This window comes from Aeromonas sp. 62-46 (assembly GCF_001898585.1).
GTDB classification, from domain to species: Bacteria; Pseudomonadota; Gammaproteobacteria; order Enterobacterales; family Aeromonadaceae; genus Aeromonas; species Aeromonas caviae.
The window spans coordinates 43,533-62,351 of the sequence record NZ_MKUI01000050.1; the positions used below are offsets into that span (position 1 = coordinate 43,533).

Genomic DNA, 18,819 nt, shown 5'->3' on the forward strand with positions numbered 1-18,819 from the left:
CAGATGTGGTTCTGGCAGAAATACACCAGTCCGTGGAGCCTGTCCCAGGCAGGCATCCTCGGCATGAACAAGCGCAACCACTCCTACATCAGCCGCTACAACCCGCGCCGCCTCTATCCGCTGGTGGATGACAAGCTCAAGACCAAGCGCATCGCGCTGGATGCGGGGGTGACGGTGCCTGAACTCATCGGCACCATCCGCGAGCAGCACGACGTGACTCGCATCACCGCGCTGGTGAAGGACTGGCCGGGCTTCTGCATCAAGCCGGCCCGCGGCTCCGGCGGCAAGGGGATCCTGGTGATCCTGCGCCAGGAGGACGGCCTCTTCTACAAGCCCAACGGCAGCGCCGCCAACGGCCAGGATCTGGAGCGCCATGTCTCCAACATCCTGGCGGGGCTCTATTCCCTCGGCGGCAAGCCCGACGTGGCGCTGGTGGAAGGGCTCATCAACTTCGACGACGTGTTCGACGGCTACTCCTTCGAAGGGGTCCCCGATGCCCGGGTGATCATCTTCAAGGGGTTCCCGGTGATGGCCATGATGCGCCTCTCCACCTCGGCTTCCGATGGCAAGGCGAACCTGCACCAGGGCGCCGTGGGGGTGGGCCTGTGCCTGCGCACCGGCCGCGCCCTGCGGGCGGTGCAGTTTGGCAACCCGCTGCGCCACCACCCGGACACCGGCCTGGATCTCTACGATCTGAAGGTGCCCCACTGGGACACCCTGCTCAACCTGGCGGCCTCCTGCTACGAGATGTCCGGTCTTGGCTACATCGGGACTGACATGGTGCTGGACAAGTTCCGCGGCCCCATGCTGCTGGAGCTCAACGCCCGTCCGGGCCTCGCCATCCAGATCGCCAACGGTCGCGGCCTGGTGCCCAACCTCAAGACCATCGAGAAGTTGGGTCAGGTCAAGATGAACGTGGAGCAGCGGGTCAACTTCGCCAAGGATCACTTCGGTATCTTCGACGAATAGTCCGTCCCCCCTTCTGCAAAAACGCGCCCACCGGCGCGTTTTTTTATGGCCGCTCCTGCGCGCAGGGCGCCCCGCCCGAAGGCCGATCCCCGTCACATCCCATGGCGGCACCCCTTCAATGGCGCGGCACAAGGGGATAAGCTCCTGACCAATGAGGGGTGGCCAGCCCATCGGAGCAGGCCACCCCATGTGCGTGAGGCAGTGCGCCTGCCAGGGGGCACCGATTTGTCGGCGACAACGGGGCTTCTCGATGGTAGATTAATCAAATCAAATAGATAGCATCGATCGGGTTTCTCCTATGCAACGTTGGCCCAGCCTGAAGCAGCTCCAGTATCTGGTCGCTCTGGACGAGCACAAGAATTTCAACCGCGCCGCCAAGGCCTGCCATGTCAGCCAGTCGACCCTGAGTACCGGGATCCAGACCCTGGAGGACATGATGAACCTGCAACTGGTGGAGCGGGATCACAAGAGCTTCATCATGACGCCGGTCGGCATGGAAATCGTGGCGCGGGCGCGCAACCTGCTCTCCGACGCCCGGGACCTGATGGAGCTGGGACAGCAGCAGGGGGGCGTCATGCACGGCACGGTACGCCTGGGCTGCATCCCCACCATCGCCCCCTTCCTGCTGAGCAAGCTGCTGCAGGTGTGCGGCAAGGCCTATCCGGATCTGGAGCTGCTGCTGCGGGAAGACACCACCACCAATCTGCTCAAGCAGCTGGAGCAGGGGCAGCTCGATCTGCTGATCCTGGCGCTGCCGGTGGAGATCGGCGGCTTCCACAGCAAGACCGTCGGCCAGGATCCCTTCCACATGGTGATGCCCTCCCACATGGCTGCGGGCCTGCACATGCCGTTCGACTACAAGGAGCTGCCCAACCAGAGCATCTTCCTGCTGGAGCGGGAGCACTGCCTGACGGAGCACGCGGTAAGCGCCTGCCGGCTGCGGGACAAGAGCAAGATCAACCCGTTCGCCGCCACCAGTCTGCACACCCTGGTGCAGATGGTGGGGGCCGGTCTTGGCACCACCTTCCTGCCCCAGATGGCCATAGATGCGGGCATCCTCGACAACACGGACCTGGTGGCCATCCCCCTGCCCGGGGAGAAACCCTATCGGGAGATAGGCCTGGTGTGGCGCCCCAGCACCACGCGGGTGCAGACCTTCTACAAGATTGCCGAGCTGCTGACGCCGCTCATTACCCCCAAACCGGCGGGGTGATCCAGTGGCTGCCCCCACAGGCGGCCACTCGTCAATGCCGTTGTCATTCAGGTTCCAGGCAGGATCATCGTCTATGATGAACCCCGTGCCCTATCAAGGAGTTGAGATGTTTCGCACCTTGCTGCTGCCCCTGCTGGCCCTGCTTCTCGCCGCCTGCTCCAGCACGCCGGAGCCTCCCCCTCCCGTGCGCCAGAGCGGCGCATTCGACAACTTCTATCAGCAGTGGCGCGGCGTGCCCTATCGCATGGGCGGTACCAGCCGCGCCGGTCTCGACTGCTCCGCCTTCACCCAGCTCGCCTACAGCCAGGTGCTGGGCTTCACCCTGCCCCGCACCACGGAATCCCAGGCGAGCCTCGGCCGCCCGGTGGACAGATACCGTCTCCAGCACGGGGACCTGGTCTTCTTCAAGACCGGCTGGCAGCAGTACCACGTCGGGGTCTACACCGGGGCAGGTGAGTTCATCCACGCCTCCACCAGCAAGGGCGTGATCCGCTCGCGCCTCGACAACGTCTACTGGAACAGCCGCTACTGGCAGGCCCGCAGGCTGGTTCAGTAGGTGCGACCCCCAACATGAAAAGGCCCCGAGGGGCCTTTTCATGTTGTTGCCGGGTCAGTGCTTGCGGTGCCAGCGGGGCGAGGTGGCGCGCTCTCCCCAGGGGGTCATGCAGGGCAGCAGGGCCCCCTCGATGACGCCCTCATGGCTCGCCAGCGCCAGGGCAATCTTCTCGTGGAGCAGGCGCAGCAGGTTCTTCTCCTGGCCCGCCAGGGAGTGGCCTGCGGCGAAATACTCCTGCTGATGTTGCAGCGCCAGCTTCTGGGCAAACTCATAGGTATTGAAACTGTCCGGCATGCGCGCGATCACGTCATCCAGCCGGGCCAGCAGGCTATGCAATTCCCTGGTCATGTGCGGTTCTCCCTCCGAGTTGGTGACCCACAATTACCCCTTATTAGATAGAAGACCAATCCGGATGCCTCAAAAATGGGAGCCCGGACACAGTTCCGGACAACGCTGCCCACTGGCAGCCACCCTCTGCCCTCGCCCGGTTTACAAGTCGGCAACGAATCGCTAGATTTGGACCGACTAATCAGTCGGTCACTTTTCGTGCGGAGCATGCCATGGACACCACCGTCACCCCCGCCTCACCGGACAAGTTCTCCCTCCCCGAGCAACTGCATCGGCTCAGCCAGGCCAGCCAGGCCACCCCCATGCCGGATCTGGCGTCCCGCCGTGCCAGACTTGATGCCCTCAAGCAGGGGCTGCTGCGCCACAAGCAGGCACTGTGTCAGGCCCTGGCCCGGGACTACGGCCAGCGCAGCGATTACGACAGCCTGATCGCCGATGTGCTCCCCTGCGTCATGCAGATCAACTACACCCTGAAACGGCTCAAGGGGTGGATGAAACCGGAGCGCCGTCATTCCGGCCTGCTGCTGGCCCCCGCCAGGGTCGAGGTGCACTATCAGCCCCTCGGCGTGGTCGGCATCATGGTGCCCTGGAATTTCCCGGTGATGCTGAGCCTCGGGCCCCTCATCGGCGCCCTCGCCGCCGGCAACCGCGCCATGATCAAGCTCTCCGAGTTCACCCCTCACACCAACGTCGTGCTGCGCACCCTGCTCGATGAGGCCCTCGGCGGTGACGAGGTGGTGGTCATCGAGGGGGATGCGGGGATCGCGGCCGCCTTCAGCGCCCTCCCCTTCGACCATCTCATCTTCACCGGCTCCACGGCGGTGGGTCGGCTGGTGATGGCCGCGGCCGCCCCCCAGCTCACCCCCCTCACCCTGGAGCTCGGCGGCAAGAGCCCCTGTCTCATCGCCCCCGACATGCCCCTGGCCCTGGCGGTGGAGCGGATGATCTTCGGCAAGAGCCTCAACGCCGGCCAGATCTGCGTGGCCCCCGACTACGTGCTGCTGCCGAGGGGGCAGGAGCAGGCCTTTATCGAGGCCTATCAGGCCCATTTTCGCCGCCTCTACCCCAAAGGGCTCGAGAGCCCGGATTATGGCGCCATCATCAACGCCCCCCAGTACGAGCGGCTCACCGCCTGGCTGGAGGAGGCGAGGCAGGCCGGCGCCCAGCTCCACCCCTGCGTCACGCCCGCCCGGGATGACGCCACCCGTAAACTGGTGCCCCACCTGCTGACCGAGGTGCCCGGCCACTGCCAGGTGATGCAGCAGGAGATCTTCGGCCCCCTGCTGCCCCTGGTGCCCTATGACGACATCGAGGAAGCCCTGGCCTATGTGGCGGCCCGGCCCCGCCCCCTGGCGCTCTATCTGATGAGCCTGGACGAGACGCTGCAGCGCCGCCTCATCCGGGAGACCCACGCCGGAGGCATGGCCATCAACGAGAGTCTGTTCCAGGTGGCGGCGGACGATGCCCCCTTCGGCGGCATCGGTCCCTCCGGCATGGGCCACTATCACGGCCGCGAGGGGTTTCTCACCTTCTCCAAGGCCAAGACCGTGCTGCGCCGCGGACGCTTCAGCACAGGCTCCCTCATTCACCCCCCCTATCGGCGCTGGTACCAGCGGCTGATGATGGCCCTGTTCCTGCGCTAGGAGGCGAGATGCGAGAGACCATGACCGACAAACGCCGCCAGATCCTGGATGCCGCCCTGGCCCTGTGCGCGGAGGATGGCCTGCAGGGCGCCGCCACCGCCCGCATCGCCAAGGCGGCCGGGGTGGCCAATGGCACCCTGTTTCATCACTTTTCCAGCAAGGAGGTGCTGATCCAGAGCCTCTACCAGGACATCAAGCTGCGCCTTGGCGCCGCCATCACCGAGGCCGATGCCGCCCTGCCGCTCCAGGAGCAGGCCCGCCACTACTGGCACCAGGCCATGGGCTGGATGCAGGCCCACCCCCGTGAGCTCAGGTTCGTGCTGGGCTTTTTCCACTCCCCCCTGCTGGCCCGCCCCCTGCGCAGCCAGATCCTGGCGGAGACCCTGCATTTTCTGCCGAGCCTGCTCGCCCGGGGCCAGGCCAGCGGCGAGCTGATGTCGGCCCCGCCGGCACTGATGCTGGAGGTGTGCCAGGGCCAGTTTCTGGCCTGCGCCTCCCTCTTTGTCGATCAGCCTGAACTGGGAGAAGACCCCCACTGGCAGGAGAGCGCCTTCGCCCTCTTCTGGTCCGCCATCAGCGGAGGTTCCCATGCGCCCTGACGCCCTGCTTGCCACCGGCAGACGCCTCTGGATTGGCAGCCTGCTCTGGATCATCGGCCGCACTCTGTGCCGCGCCGCCCGGGTCGACGAGGCGGTGCGCCGCGAGCTTGCCCCCCTGCCGGACGGCCTCACCATCAGGCTCGAGGTAAACGGCATGACCCGGGGGCTGAGTCTCTACAAGTTCGCAGGGCGCTGGCACTGCGGTGAGGAGGCTGGCAGGGCGCATTCGACCTGTGCCCATGACGGCCCCCACCCCCTGCGGGTGCGCTTCAAGCACCCCGCCGTCGCCTTTCGCGCCCTCAGTTTTCGCCTCGGCATCAACCAGGCCTTTTGCGAAAAGCGGCTGCTGGTGGAGGGGGATCTCGACGCGGCCATGCACCTGGTGCGAGCGCTTGAGCAGTTGCAGAGCCTGATCCTGCCCGCCTTCATCGCGCGGCCCCTGCTTCGCCACTACCCGGACCCGCATCGCAAGCTCGCGCGGGCCTGCCACATCTATCTGGGTCTGCTGACCGGTTGAACACGAGGAGAACGGGATGAGCCGTTATTACGATTTTTTCTGCCCGGTCAAGCTGATGGCGGGGGAGCAGGCACTGGAACAGTTGCCGGATGCCCTGAGGGGATTGGGAGCTGGCCGCCCCTTGCTTCTCACCGACAAGGGGGTCAGCGGCAGCGGGCTCGCCACCCTGCTGGCCGATGTGATGGCCGAAGGGGCGTTGCCGGTCGCCGCCATCTGGGACGAGATCCCGGCGGACTCCTCCACCGCCGTGGTGGAGCGGATCGCCCGCCACTACCGGGAGCTGGGCTGTGACAGCCTGCTCGCCCTTGGCGGCGGCTCCGTCATCGACACCGCCAAGGCGGTGAACATACTGGCGACCCTGGGGGGCGAGCGGCTGCTCGACTATGCCGGAGCGGATTGCCTGACCCGTCCCCTCAACCCCCTAGCGGTGGTCCCCACCACGGCGGGGACCGGCTCCGAAGTGACCCTGGTGGCAGTGATCAAGGATGAAGGGAGCGGGCGCAAGGTGCCCTTCACCTCCCCCTTCCTGCTGCCCCGGCTGGCGGTGCTGGATCCCCGCTTCACCCTGGGGCTGCCGCTGCCCATCACCGCCGCCACCGCCATGGATGCCATGACCCACGCCATCGAGGCCTTCATCGGCAACGGCAAGAACCCGGTCAGTGACGCCCTGGCCCTGATGGCGGTGGAGAAGATTGCCACCGCCCTGCCCAGGGTGCTGGCCCACCCGACGGACAAGGGCCTGCGGCTGCAACTGGCGGAGGGCTCCACCCTGGCGGGCATGGCGTTTTCCAACTCCATGGTGGGGCTGGTGCACGCCCTCGGCCACAGTCTGGGGGCGAGCTGCCACCTGCCCCATGGCCTCTGTATGAACCTCTTCCTGCCCACCGTGCTCGACTACAACCGGCCCGGCATCGACCCCGAGCTGGCCCGCCTGCTGCTGCCCCTGGTGGGGCCGGAGCGCTTTGCCGCGACCCCGGCCGAGGGGAGACCCCAGGCCACCATCGAGGCGTTGCAGGCACTGCGCGATACCCTGTGGCAGACGGTCAAGCTGCCCCGTACCCTGCGGGAGGCGGGCCTCACCGACAAGGCGCTGCTGCCCGGGATCCGGGATCTCGCCATCAACGACGGCGCCCTGCTCTACAACCGCAAGGATGCGGACAGGGACCAGTTGCTGGCCCTGCTGGAGCGGGCCTGGGAGTAGCAGGCCCCTTGCCCGTCAGGCATCGGGGGTGAAGACCCCGGTGGAGAGATAGCGATCCCCCCGATCGCAGATGATCGCCACCACCACCCCCTGCCCGATCTCTGCCGCCACCCGCAAGGCCCCGGCCACGGCGCCACCCGAGCTGACGCCGCAGCAGATCCCCTCTTCCCGCGCCAGGCGGCGCATCATGACGAGGGACTCTTCCAGTGTCACATCCAGCACCCCATCGACCCGCGCAGGCTCGAAGATGGCGGGCCGGTAGGCCTCGGGCCAGCGACGAATGCCGGGGATCTGGCTCCCCTCGGCCGGTTGCAGGCCGATCACCGCCACCGCCGGGTTCTGCTCCTTGAGGTAGCGGGAGACCCCCATGATGGTGCCCGTGGTGCCCATGGCCGAGACGAAGTGAGTGACCGCCCCGCCGCTCTGGCGCCAGATCTCGGGGCCGGTGGAGCGGTAGTGGGCATCCGGGTTGGCGGGGTTGTTGAACTGATCGAGCACCAGCCCCTCCCCCCGCGCCTGCATGACCAGGGCGAGGTCTCGCGCCGCTTCCATGCCCTCTTCCACCAGCACCAGCTCGGCGCCGTAGGCCTGCATGGCATCGCGCCGCTCCTGGCTCATGTTGCTCGGCATGATGAGCCGCATCCGGTAACCCCGGGACGCCGCCACCATGGCCAGCGCGATGCCGGTATTGCCGGAGGTGGCCTCGATGAGCCGGGCTCCTGGCGCTAAGTGACCACTCGCCTCTGCCTGCCTGATGAGGTTCAGCGCCGCCCTGTCCTTGACGGAGCCGGCGGGGTTGTTGCCCTCCAGCTTCACCAGCAGGGTGACGCCGGGATGCGGATTGATGCGGCGCAGCGCCAGCAGCGGGGTGTTGCCTATCAGCTCGTCCAGGGTGGCGAAGGCCATGACGGATCCATCCTCTCTCAATGTTCTATACCTTGCCTTGCGACCATTCGCAGGCCGGCCAGTGTAAGCGAGCCCGCCATGGGCGCAAAGAATGGCGTTGGCAAACCCTGTCCGCCATGTTCTGATCTTCCCATTCACCCAAAGAGGACCCCCGATGAGCGACATCCTTCACCAGGCCGATCAGCAGCAGTTTGTCTGCACCGTGGACGGCAAGCTCTCCCGCCTTGCCTATCGCCGGCTGGACGCCACCACGGTGGACGCCTACAGCACCCAGGTTCCCCCCGAGCTGCGCGGACAGGGGATTGCCGACAAGCTGGCCCGCCGCTTCTACGACTGGACCCTCTCTGAGGGGCTCACCATAGTGCCGAGCTGCAGCTACATCGACGTCTGGTTGCGCCGCAATGCCGGTTGAAGCCGGGGCGCTGCGGGAGGCGCACCTGCGGGCCTGCACCGAGGCCCTGCTGCGGGCTGATCACCCGCGCATGGATTGCCTCCGGGCTGCGCGGGAGCTGGCCCTGCCCGACTGGGCCCTGGGGGCGGGGTTTGTGCGCAACCTCATCTGGGATCACCTCCATCACAAGGCCGAACCCACCCCGCTCAACGACATCGATCTTATCTATCTGGACAACGCTGATCCGACTGGATTGAAGGAAGCCGATCACGAAGCCTGGCTCGCCGCCAGGATGCCGGGCCAGCAGTGGGAGGTGCGCAACCAGGCACGCATGCATCTGCGCCAGCAGGTGCCTCCTTTTGCCAGCTCGCTCTCGGCCCTCAGCCACTGGGTGGAGATACCCACCTGCATCGGGGTCCGCCTGCTGGCAGATGACGGGTTCGAGTGGCTGGCCCCCTACGGCTTTGCCCCCAACTGGTCCCTGGTGGTGAGCCCCAATCCGCGCTGTCGCCAGGAGAACCGAATCTTTAGCGAACGGGTCAGAGCCAAGGAGTGGCAACGCATCTGGCCTGACCTTGTGGTGAACTGGCCATGAGCGGATTGCAAAGGGTCGACAACCTTGGGCACACTAAGAAAAAGATGTTTGTAACTCAATGGGTTAAATAATGCGCGACTTCTTCTCTCTCGAGCGCTGGCTGCCGGGGCTCGCCGCCTTGCTGCAATACCAGCGGGCCTGGCTGATGCCGGATCTTCGCGCTGGCCTCTCGGTCGCCGCCGTGGCCCTGCCCGTGGCCATCGCCTATTCGGAGCTCGCCGGGGTGGGCGCCATCGTCGGCCTCTACTCCTGCATCCTGCCCATGGTGGTGTACGCCCTCTTTGGCACCTCCCGTCAGCTCATCGTCGGTCCGGATGCTGCCACCTGCGCGGTGATCGCCGCCGTGGTAACGCCGCTCGCCGCCGGGGATCCCACCCGTCACTGGCAACTGGTGATGACCATGACTGCCATGACCGGCTTCTGGTGCCTCATCGCCAGCCGCTTCAAACTGGGGGTGCTGGCAGACTTTCTCTCCCGCCCCATCCTGATGGGGCTGCTCAACGGGGTGGCCATCACCATCATGGTGGGCCAGCTCTCCAAGATCTTCGGCTTCACCTTCAGCGAGCGCTACCTGATAGAGCGGATCCTGAACGGCACCAGCTACATTACCCAGACCCATCTGCCCACCCTGGCCATGAGCCTGACGGCCCTGCTCACCCTGCTGCTGGCCAAGCGCTACAGACCGGCCTGGCCCTCCTCCATGGTGGCCATGGTGGTGACGGCGGCCCTGGTGTGGCTGTTCAATCTCGGCCGTGTCGACATCGCCACCCTGGGGACCATCGGCTCGGGGCTGCCCGCCTTCCAGATGCCGGACTTTCCCCCCGGGCTTATCCGTGAGCTGGTGCTGCCCGCCCTCAACCTCGCCATGGTGAGCTTCGTCTCCATGATGCTCACCGCCCGCAGCTTCGCCGCCAAGAATGGCTACGAGATTGATGCGGACAAGGAGTTTAGGGCGCTGGGCATGGCGAACCTGGCCGCCGCCGCCTCCCAGGGGTTTGCCATCAGCGGGGCGGATTCGCGTACCGCAGTCAACGACGCCAACGGCGGCAAGAGCCAGCTGGTCTCCATCATCGCCGCCGCCGTCATCGCCCTGGTCACCTTCTACCTGACGGCGCCGCTGCAATACATTCCCACCGCCGCCCTCGGCGTGGTGCTGGTGATGGCCTCCCTGTCGCTGACGGATTTTCGCGGCCTCTGGGCTCTGCGCGACTCGGACCGCGCCGCCTTCTGGCTCGCCCTGGTGACCTTTGTCAGCGTGCTCACCATGGGGGTCATTCCGGGCATCACCCTCGCGGTCCTGCTGGGGCTGTTCCAGTTCCTGCGCAACGTGATGCGCCCCACCGACCAGCTGCTCGGCATGGACGACGAGGGCGTGGTGCGCACCCTGGGGGACAACGAGCAGGCCAAGGCGATTCCCGGCATCCTGGTCTACCGCTTCAACTCCCCGCTCACCTACTTCAACGCCCCCTACTTCAAGCGGCGGGTACTGGCGCTCCTGGTGCAGGATCCCCACAATCCCAGGTGCCTGGTGGTGGATGCGGTGGCCTGCTTCACCCATCAGGACATCAGCGTCATGAGCATGGTGGGAGAGCTGCACAAGGAGCTCAAGCGGCGCGGCATCCACATGGTGATGGCCGGTCGGCACGGCCAGATGAGCCAGTGGTTCAAACAGGCGGGGATCCTGGTCGGCGAGGATGGCATCATCCTCTGCCCCGACATGTACCAGGCCCTGCGCATGACCCGCTGCTACCGGGAACCGGTGTTCCGGGACGACGAGGGGGTGGAGAGCACCACGGATGCCCTGCTCACCCGCTGGCCGCACGATGACGACCTGCCCGACTCGGCGCGCCTCACCCGCCCCAGCGAGCAGGAGGCCGGCGCCACGCCGGTCTGAGAGACATCCCCTGGTCACAGGCCCCCTCCTCCTGCGACCAGGATTGCACCCCGCCCCCGCTTGGTGTTAAATGCCCCTCCAGTTGGCCCTGACGAGGGCCATCGCCAGCACCTGGATATCCCATGCAGACTCAATCCCACGCGGGCCCGGGCTCCCTCTTCGCCCTGACCTGGCCACTGTTCATCGATCTGGCCCTTCACTTTCTGACCGGGGCCCTCAACACCTTCATGGTGGGCCACGTCTCCTATCAGGGGGTGGCGGCCCTCGCGGTGGGCAACCAGGTCTTCGATCTCGCCATCACCCTGTTCAGCTTCGTCAGCATCGGCACCAGCGTGGTGATCACCCAGTATCTGGGGGCGGGAGACAAGGAAAAAGCCCGCGTCGTCATCCACACCGCCATCGGCTTCAACCTGCTGGTGGGGCTGGTGGCCGCGGTCGGCGTCATGGCGGGGGCCGGCACCATGCTGGCGCTGATGAACCTGCCTGCCCACCTGATGAGCGACGGCAGCCTCTACCTGCAGATCATCGGGCTTTGCCTGCTGCCGGAGGCGGCGGCCCTCTGCCTGGCCGCCACCCTGCGTGCCCACGGCCACACCCGCCAGGCCATGTACGTGACTCTCATCGTCAACCTCATCACCTTCGTCGGCAACCTGCTGCTGCTCTATGGCTGGTTCGGCCTGCCCCAGCTCGGGGTCGCCGGGGTCGCCATCAGTACGGTGGCGGGGCGCATCGTCGGGGTGGTGCTGCTGGTATGGCTGGTGGCGCGCAAGACCGGCATCCGGCTGCGTCTGCCCGAGATCGTCCGCCCAAGCCGCGCCATGCTGGACAAGGTGCTGCACATCGGTCTGCCGGCGGCGGGGGAGAACCTCTCCTGGATGCTGCAGTTCATGGTGGTGACCGCCTTCGTCGGCCTGCTCGGCGACAAGGCGCTGGCGACCCAGTCCTACTTCTTCCAGATCTGCCTGTTCATCCTGCTGTTCGGCCTCTCCATCGGCCTTGGCAACGAGATCATCATCGGCCACCTGGCGGGGGCCCGACGCTTCGATCAGGCCTATCGCCAACTGATGAAGAGCCTGAAACTCGGCCTCATCGTCACCGCCGCCATCGCCATCGCCGCCGCCCTCAACGGCCGCGCCATCATCAGCCTGTTCACCGACGACGCCGACATCATCACCCAGGTGGCGCAGCTCTTCCTCATCAGCCTCATCCTCGAACCCGGTCGCACCTTCAATCTGGTGGTGATCAACGCCCTGCGCGCCACCGGGGATGCCCGTTTCCCGCTCTACATGGCGCTCGTCTCCATGTGGGGCATTGCCGTTCCCCTGGCCTATTTCCTTGGTATCATGCAGGGCTATGGCCTGGTAGGCATCTGGCTGGCCCTCGCCTGCGACGAGTGGGTACGCGGTCTGGCCATGTTCTGGCGCTGGCGCAGTCGTCGCTGGCAAAACAAAATTCTTGTCGAAACATAAGCGGAATCACAATGAAGAAAATCGGACTCTTGTTGACGGCCATCCTGCTCAGCCCGCTCGCCATGGCGCAAACCGCCCCGGCGACCCCCAAGGCGCAGGCTCCCCAGACCTGGTATGTGGCCCCCATCGTCATCGACGAGACCAGCGAAGCCCAGAAGGCCCTGACCAAGGAGTTCACGGCCCAGATGATCAAGACCATCAAGATCAACGAGTACCAGACCGGCAAGGCGGTGGGCAAGACCAAATCGCCCAAGTGGCTGATCCGCACCAAGCTGATGCCCGCAAGCCAAGAGCCCCTGGTCGGCAAGAAGCACCCGCAGGGCCTCACCTATGGCAAGGGCATCCCCACCCAGGAGATCGTCGGCGAGCTCATCATGAACGGCACCCTGGTGGCCCACATCGGTCAGGGCTGGCGCGAACCCATCGTGCCGGGCACACCGGTGGCGGAGAAAATCTCCATCGCCAACTACCAGTACGCCATCGGCAACGAGGCCAAGGCGCCGGATCTGGAAGAGCTGGCGGCGCAGATCGGTTTCGAGGCGGGCAAGGTGATTGCCAGAGACGGCAAGCCCCTGCCCGAGAAGAAAAAGAAAAAAGAGTAAACGGCTCACCCGTTTCCAGTCAGGGGCCTCGCGCCCCTTTCTGTTGCCCGCCCCGTTGCAGACCCCCTCTCCCGAATGTGAAGCGGATCCCGCTTCTTTCCTCTGCTGCCCCAGGGCCAGCAGGCAATCATCTTGTAATTCAAACAGTTAAAAATCGCCCTTCCCATGAAGCAAATCCGTGGCCCCGAATTGGATCGGGATCACGTTTCTCCCCGGCAGTAAGGGGTACTTTGGTCTTGCAGGCACAATCAAACGACAACAAGGAGGCTTCATTACATGTTTCCGGAGTACAGAGATCTCATCTCGAAACTGAAGAGCAGTGATGTCCATTTCCAGAAGAAGTTTGACTTGCACAACGACCTGGATGTGGAGATTAGAAAGTTGGAAAAGCATCACGCCAGCGACTACAGCTCCGAGGTGAAGGATCTGAAAAAACAGAAACTTAAACTGAAAGAGGAGATATACGACATCCTCAAACAACATCCACACTAGACGCCTCGACGAATACCTGGATAAGCAACTTATCCTGCCAGCCCGGCCCGACGCCGGGCTTTTTGTTGGCCGCCCCAAGGCGCGGCAACGGCCACTTCCCTTGGCACCGGAAAACGAAGCGGGCCAGTGGCCCGCTTTCTCATACCTGTTTCCCCCATCCTTACACTGGCGGATGGAACTGGCTGGCCTCGCGGGTGGCCATCTCTTCATAGGTGGCCCACTTCTGCCACGCCACTTGTTGCGCCACCTGCATCAGCCGCTGTGCCTCTTCAGGATGGCTCTGGGCCAGCACCCGATAACGGGTCTCCTCCTGCCGATATTCGGCAAGCGGAATGGAGGGGCGCAGGCTGTCGAGGCTGAAGGGGTTCTGCCCGGCGCTGCGCAGTACCGGGTTGTAGCGCATCAGCGGCCAGTGGCCCGAATCGACCGCACGCTTCTGTTGGGCCAATCCCTGCTCCATGTCGATGCCGTGGGCGATGCAGTGGCTGTAGGCGATGATCAGCGACGGGCCCGGATAGGCTTCCGCTTCCCGCAAGGCCTGTAGCGCCTGCTGCGGATTGGCCCCGAAGGCGATGCGGGCAACATAGACGTTGCCGTAGGAGATGGCCTGCAACGCCACATCCTTCTTGGCCAGCGTCTTGCCTCCCGCCGCGAACTTGGCGACGGCGCCGAGCGGGGTCGATTTCGACATCTGACCGCCGGTGTTGGAGTAGACCTCGGTATCCATCACCAGCACGTTCACATCGCGGCCGGAGGCGAGCACATGGTCGAGCCCCGCCGAGCCGATGTCATAGGCCCAGCCATCGCCGCCCACTATCCAGACCGAGCGGCGCACCAGCTGATCAATCAAGGAGAGCAGTTCGCGGGCCTTGCCGGATTTCACCTCTTCCAGCCGCTCCCGCACTTGCGCGACCCGGGTACGCTGGGCGCGGATCTCCGACTCCAGCCGCTGCGGGGCGCTAATCAGGGTATCGACCAGCTCGGCGCCCAGCTCCCCCTTCATCGCCTGCAAAGCCGCCACCGCCTGACCGTGATGCTGATCGGCGGTGAGGCGAAAACCAAAGCCAAACTCGGCGTTGTCCTCAAACAATGAGTTCGACCAGGCCGGCCCCTTCCCTTCCCCGTTCTTGGCCCACGGCGTGGTCGGCAGGTTGCCGCCGTAGATGGAGGAGCAACCGGTGGCGTTGGCCACCAGCATGCGATCACCAAACAGCTGGGTCAGCAGCTTGAGATAGGGGGTCTCGCCACAGCCGGCGCAGGCGCCGGAGAACTCGAACAGGGGTTCGAGGAACTGGGTGCCACGCACCGTGGAGAAGTCCACCCGCTCGCGGGCAGGCCAGGGCAGGCTCTCGAACCAGCGCAGTGCCTGTTTCTGGCCAGCCAGATGGGGGGCCTTGTCCATCATGGCGATGGCGCGCTCGCCCTCGTGTTCCTCATCAGCCCCAGCCCGCACCGGACAGGCCTGCACGCACTGGCCGCAGCCGGTGCAATCCTCCGGATAGAGTTGCAAGGTGTAGCGGCTGTCGGGGAAACCCTTGGCGGTGACGGGTACCGATTGCGCCGCCTCGGGGGCGGTCGCCAGCCAGTCCTGATGGTAGAACTTGGCCCGCAGCGCCCCATGGGGGCAGACAAAGACGCAGTTGCCGCACTGGATGCAGATGTCCGAATGCCAAATCGGGATCTCGCGGGCGATATCCCGCTTCTCGAAGCGGCTGGTAGCTGTAGGGTAAGTGCCATCCACCGGCAGCATGGAGACAGGGATCAGATCGCCGCGCCCCGCCAGCATCGGGCCTGTGACCCGCTGGACAAACTCGCTGCCACCCGGTGCCAGTGGCAGCGGATAGTCGCTGATCTGCTCCTCACCGGCCGAGATGGCCACCTGATGGAGATGAGCCAGAGTGTCGTCCACCGCCGCGAAGTTGCGCGCCACCACCTCGGGCCCCTTGCGGGCATAGCTCTTCTCGATGCTCTCCTTGATGAGCGCAATCGCTTCGTCCCGCGGCAAGATGCCGGCCAGCGCGAAGAAACAGGTCTGCATGATGGTGTTGATGCGATTGCCCATGCCGTTTTGCTCGGCCACCCGATCCCCATCGATGCAATAGAGGCGGATATCGAGGGCGCGGATGCGGGCGCGCAGCCGCTCGGGCAGCTCGGCCCAGACCCGGTCAGGCTCATAGGGAGCATTGAGCAGCAGGGTCGCCCCTTCTGCGGCGTGCTCCAGCAGATCGACCGATTCGGCAAAGCCCCACTGGTGGCAGCCGATAAAGCTCGCCTGCTCGATAAGCCAGGGGGCGTCGATGGGCTCGGGGCCAAAGCGCAGGTGGGAGACGGTGCGCGAGCCCGACTTCTTGGAGTCGTAGACGAAGTAGCCCTGAGCGTGGAACCCCTCCAGCTCGCCGATGATCTTGATGCTGTTCTTGTTGGCGCCCACAGTGCCGTCGGCACCAAGGCCGAAGAAGAGCGCCCGCACCCGGCTGGCGGGCTCCAGATCGCCGATGGGGTGCCAGGCCAGACTGAGGCCCGACACATCATCCACTATCCCCACGGTAAAGCGGGGGCGCGGCGCATCGGAGGCCAGCTCCTCGAACACGGCCGCACACATGGCGGGGGTGAACTCCTTGGAAGAGAGGCCGTAGCGACCGCCACTGAGCCACGGCAGCCGCTTGATAAGGCCGCGCTGCAAGCCGTCGATCAGCGCGCTCTGCACATCCAGCAACAGCGGCTCGCCCCCTGCCCCCGGCTCCTTGGTGCGATCCAGCACCGCGATGCGCCGCACGCTCGCGGGCAGCGCATCGAGCAGCGCCTGTACCGGGAAGGGGCGATAGAGGCGAATGACCAGTACCCCGGTCTTGCGATCCTGCCGGTTGAGCCAATCCACAGTGGTGCGGGCGGTGGCGGCCCCCGAGCCCATCAGCACGATGACATCGGTGGCATCGGGCGCGCCGTGGTACTCCACCAACTGGTAGTGGCGGCCAGTCAGCTCACCGAGGCTCTCCATGCACTGCTGCACCCGCGCCGGCACCGCCTCGTAGAAGGGGTTGACGCTCTCGCGGGACTGGAAATAGGTGTCCGGGTTCTGGGCGGTGCCACGCATCACCGGATGATCCGGGTTGAGCGCCCGCGCACGGTGGGCGCGCACCCAGTCGTTGTCGATAAGGGCCCGGATCTCATCCCGATGCAGCGCGGTGATCTTGTTCACCTCGTGGGAGGTGCGAAAGCCGTCGAAGAAGTGGATAAAGGGCACCCGGCATTGCAGGGTGACGCTGTGGGCGACCAAAGCCAGGTCCTGCGCCTCCTGCACCGAGCCGGAGGCGAGCATGGCAAAGCCGGTGCTGCGCGCCGCCATCACGTCCTGATGGTCGCCAAAAATCGAGATCCCCTGCGCCGCCAAGGATCGGGCCGCCACATGGAACACCGCCGAGGTCAATTCGCCTGCGATCTTGTACATGTTGGGCAGCATCAGCATCAGCCCCTGACTGGCGGTGAAGGTGGTGGCGAGCGCCCCCGCCTGCAGGGCGCCGTGCACCGTGCCAGCCGCTCCCCCTTCGCTCTGCATCTCTACCACGGTGGGGATGTTGCCCCAGAGGTTGGTCTGCCCCTGTGCCGCCCAGGCGTCGGCCAGTTCGGCCATGGTCGAGCTCGGGGTGATGGGGTAGATGGCACACACTTCGCTCAGCTGGTACGCCACCCGGGCCGCGGCTTCGTTGCCGTCAACCATGATCAGTTCATGTTTCATTGGGACTCCTCCGGTTGGCGCAACTCGATGGCGTGGCAGGGGCACTGGTCATGGCAGGCACCGCAACCGGTGCAGCGTTCGGCATCCACCTGATACCCCAGACCCGGCCCCAGCTTGGCGATGGCCTGCTCTGGGCAGCTGCCATAGCAGCCGTCGCACTCGAAGCAGTTGCCGCAGGAGTAGCAGCGCGCCGCCTCGTAGCGGGCCGCCGTCTCGTCCAGTCCGCCGATGATCTCGCCAAAGTCATCCCGCGCCGAGGGCGGTTTGACCGGCTGGCTGCTGGCCGGGGCGTGGGTCTGGAACCAGAGCTGCAACTGCTCCGGCCCCACCAATGAATAGGAAAGCGGTTTGTGGTAGTGGCGACCGCGCAGCCAGGCATCCATGTGGCGCGCCGCCTTCTTGCCGTGGCCGGTGGCGATGGTGACGGTGCGCTCGGAGGGCACCATGTCGCCGCCGGCAAACAGACCCGGCACATCCGTCATCAGGTTCTCGCCAACCTGCACCACCCCCTCCTTGTTGACCCGCACGCCGGGAATGCTCTCCAGCACAGAGAGGTCGACCTCCTGACCGAGCGCCAGAATAAGGGAGTCCGCTTCGAGGGTTTCAAACTTGCCGGTGGGCACCGGCTTGCCTTCGACATCCAGCGCCATCACCTCCACTTCGATATTGGTACTATCGAGCTGGCGGATGGTGCGCAGCCAGTTGATCTTGATCCCCTCCTCCTCGGCCTCATCGGCTTCGAAGGCGTGGGCCGGCATATGATCCCGGTCGCGGCGATAGATGATCATCGCCTCTTCAACGCCCAAACGGCGAGCGGTGCGAGCCGCGTCCATGGCGGTGTTGCCGCCACCGTAGATGGCCACCCGCCGCCCCAGTTTGGGGGGCGGCAAGCCCTGTTCTTCGGCAAGACTGGCCTGCTCGAGGAAACTCACCGCATCGAGGATCTTGCCCGCTTCCCGGGCCGGAATGTCGACCCGCTTGGCCAGATGGGCGCCGATGGCCATGAAGACGGCGTCAAAGCCCCCCTCGTCGCGCGCTTTGAGCACGTCTTCCACCTTGTGGTTGAGGGTCAGGGTCACCCCGGCCGCCACGATGCGGGCCACCTCCCGATCCAGCACATCGCGGGGCAGGCGGTAAGCGGGAATACCGAAGCGCAGCATGCCGCCGGCGAGCGGGCCCGCTTCGCGGATCTCCACCTGATGGCCGAGCCGGTTGAGGTGCCAGGCGCAGGAGAGGCCGGAGGGACCGGCGCCAATGACCAGCACCTTCTTGCCGCTGGCGGGGGCAGGCGGCGCAGGCTGCCAGCCACGGGCCAGCGCCTCGTCGCCGAGGAAGCGCTCGATGGCGTGGATGGAGACGGCATCATCCACCTGGGCACGGTTGCAGGCCGTTTCGCAGGGGTGATAACAGACCCGCCCGTGGACTGCAGGCAGGGGATTTTCTTCGATCAGTCGTTGCCAGGCCGCCTCAAAGCGGCCTGCTTCGGCCAGTGCAAGCCAAGCCTGGATGTTCTCGCCAGCCGGGCAGGCATGGTTGCAAGGTGGCAGGGCCGGCCGCCAAACGGGTAGCCGAGTACGGACCGGGCCTGTTCCCGTTTTCTGGGAGAGATCCGGCTGTGGGGTCATATCCAGTTGTTTGCTCATACATTGCTTTCTTCTTTTTGTGTGACAGGCCCCATCCGAATGCGC

General features: G+C 65.5%; 17 protein-coding genes. 13 read left to right on the forward strand and 4 right to left on the reverse strand.

The window, feature by feature from the left end; genetic code table 11:
* The first annotated feature begins 3 nt into the window (after nucleotides 1-3).
* The 3 genes from BGO64_RS15565 (at nucleotide 4) to BGO64_RS15575 (ending at nucleotide 2,738) form a co-directional block, all read left to right on the forward strand.
* Nucleotides 4-969: an alpha-L-glutamate ligase-like protein gene (locus tag BGO64_RS15565; protein WP_010674087.1), complete on the forward strand. Its 966-nt coding sequence runs from the start codon at nucleotides 4-6 to the stop codon at nucleotides 967-969.
* 298 nt (nucleotides 970-1,267) lie between these two features.
* Nucleotides 1,268-2,182, forward strand: coding sequence for a hydrogen peroxide-inducible genes activator (locus tag BGO64_RS15570; protein WP_010674086.1), 915 nt, complete (start codon nucleotides 1,268-1,270; stop codon nucleotides 2,180-2,182).
* Between the two features lie 106 nt (nucleotides 2,183-2,288).
* Nucleotides 2,289-2,738, forward strand: coding sequence for a C40 family peptidase (locus BGO64_RS15575; RefSeq protein ID WP_029314241.1), 450 nt, complete (start codon nucleotides 2,289-2,291; stop codon nucleotides 2,736-2,738).
* Nucleotides 2,739-2,792: 54 nt separating this feature from the next.
* On the opposite strand, the gene BGO64_RS15580 is transcribed toward BGO64_RS15575, so the two are convergent.
* Nucleotides 2,793-3,086, reverse strand: coding sequence for a hypothetical protein (locus tag BGO64_RS15580; RefSeq protein WP_010674084.1), 294 nt, complete (start codon nucleotides 3,084-3,086; stop codon nucleotides 2,793-2,795).
* A gap of 212 nt (nucleotides 3,087-3,298) precedes the next feature.
* Between BGO64_RS15580 and BGO64_RS15585 the strand changes: the two genes are divergently transcribed.
* Genes BGO64_RS15585 through BGO64_RS15600 form a run of 4 tightly spaced genes read left to right on the forward strand, consistent with a single transcriptional unit; the run spans nucleotide 3,299 to nucleotide 7,046 of the window.
* Nucleotides 3,299-4,729 carry a coniferyl aldehyde dehydrogenase gene (locus BGO64_RS15585; RefSeq protein WP_286700982.1) on the forward strand — a complete coding sequence of 477 codons (1,431 nt, stop codon included), beginning with the start codon at nucleotides 3,299-3,301 and terminating at the stop codon, nucleotides 4,727-4,729.
* 8 nt (nucleotides 4,730-4,737) lie between these two features.
* Entirely contained in the window at nucleotides 4,738-5,328 is a 591-nt protein-coding gene (locus tag BGO64_RS15590; protein ID WP_128296678.1) for a TetR/AcrR family transcriptional regulator, read from the forward strand.
* A complete protein-coding gene (locus BGO64_RS15595; protein WP_286700983.1) occupies nucleotides 5,318-5,845 on the forward strand; it encodes a hypothetical protein in 528 nt (175 codons plus the stop codon). Before BGO64_RS15590 ends, BGO64_RS15595 begins: the two co-directional genes overlap by 11 nt.
* Before the next feature lie 16 nt (nucleotides 5,846-5,861).
* Nucleotides 5,862-7,046, forward strand: a complete 1,185-nt coding sequence (locus BGO64_RS15600; RefSeq protein ID WP_286700984.1) for an iron-containing alcohol dehydrogenase — start codon at nucleotides 5,862-5,864, stop codon at nucleotides 7,044-7,046.
* Nucleotides 7,047-7,061: 15 nt separating this feature from the next.
* Here the strand turns inward: BGO64_RS15600 and cysM are convergent, their stop codons facing one another.
* Nucleotides 7,062-7,952 carry a cysteine synthase CysM gene (gene cysM, locus BGO64_RS15605; RefSeq protein WP_286700985.1) on the reverse strand — a complete coding sequence of 297 codons (891 nt, stop codon included), beginning with the start codon at nucleotides 7,950-7,952 and terminating at the stop codon, nucleotides 7,062-7,064.
* Nucleotides 7,953-8,106: 154 nt separating this feature from the next.
* On the opposite strand from cysM, the gene BGO64_RS15610 reads away from it, so the two are divergent.
* From BGO64_RS15610 to BGO64_RS15635, 6 genes are all read left to right on the forward strand, one after another.
* Nucleotides 8,107-8,364, forward strand: a complete 258-nt coding sequence (locus BGO64_RS15610) for a GNAT family N-acetyltransferase (protein WP_041212700.1) — start codon at nucleotides 8,107-8,109, stop codon at nucleotides 8,362-8,364.
* Nucleotides 8,354-8,938, forward strand: coding sequence for a nucleotidyltransferase family protein (locus BGO64_RS15615; protein ID WP_286700986.1), 585 nt, complete (start codon nucleotides 8,354-8,356; stop codon nucleotides 8,936-8,938). The genes BGO64_RS15610 and BGO64_RS15615 overlap by 11 nt, the downstream gene beginning before the upstream one ends.
* A gap of 70 nt (nucleotides 8,939-9,008) precedes the next feature.
* The gene (locus BGO64_RS15620; protein ID WP_274798700.1) at nucleotides 9,009-10,832 is read left to right on the forward strand and encodes a SulP family inorganic anion transporter; all 1,824 of its coding nucleotides are present in this window, start codon (nucleotides 9,009-9,011) and stop codon (nucleotides 10,830-10,832) included.
* Between the two features lie 122 nt (nucleotides 10,833-10,954).
* On the forward strand, nucleotides 10,955-12,301 hold the full coding sequence (locus BGO64_RS15625) for an MATE family efflux transporter (protein WP_010674075.1): 1,347 nt from the start codon (nucleotides 10,955-10,957) through the stop codon (nucleotides 12,299-12,301).
* An 11-nt stretch (nucleotides 12,302-12,312) separates the two neighbouring features.
* Nucleotides 12,313-12,903, forward strand: coding sequence for a hypothetical protein (locus BGO64_RS15630; RefSeq protein ID WP_039039859.1), 591 nt, complete (start codon nucleotides 12,313-12,315; stop codon nucleotides 12,901-12,903).
* Nucleotides 12,904-13,179: 276 nt separating this feature from the next.
* A complete protein-coding gene (locus BGO64_RS15635) occupies nucleotides 13,180-13,395 on the forward strand; it encodes an HP1242/YdcH family protein (protein ID WP_143237319.1) in 216 nt (71 codons plus the stop codon).
* Nucleotides 13,396-13,555: 160 nt separating this feature from the next.
* On the opposite strand, the gene nifJ is transcribed toward BGO64_RS15635, so the two are convergent.
* Both nifJ and BGO64_RS15645 read right to left on the reverse strand, forming a co-directional pair.
* Nucleotides 13,556-17,131 (reverse strand): pyruvate:ferredoxin (flavodoxin) oxidoreductase, encoded by a 3,576-nt coding sequence (nifJ, locus tag BGO64_RS15640; RefSeq protein WP_286700987.1) that lies wholly within the window; start codon nucleotides 17,129-17,131, stop codon nucleotides 13,556-13,558.
* Entirely contained in the window at nucleotides 17,128-18,774 is a 1,647-nt protein-coding gene (locus BGO64_RS15645) for an NAD(P)-binding protein (RefSeq protein ID WP_286700988.1), read from the reverse strand. Before BGO64_RS15645 ends, nifJ begins: the two co-directional genes overlap by 4 nt.
* Nucleotides 18,775-18,819 lie beyond the last annotated feature (45 nt).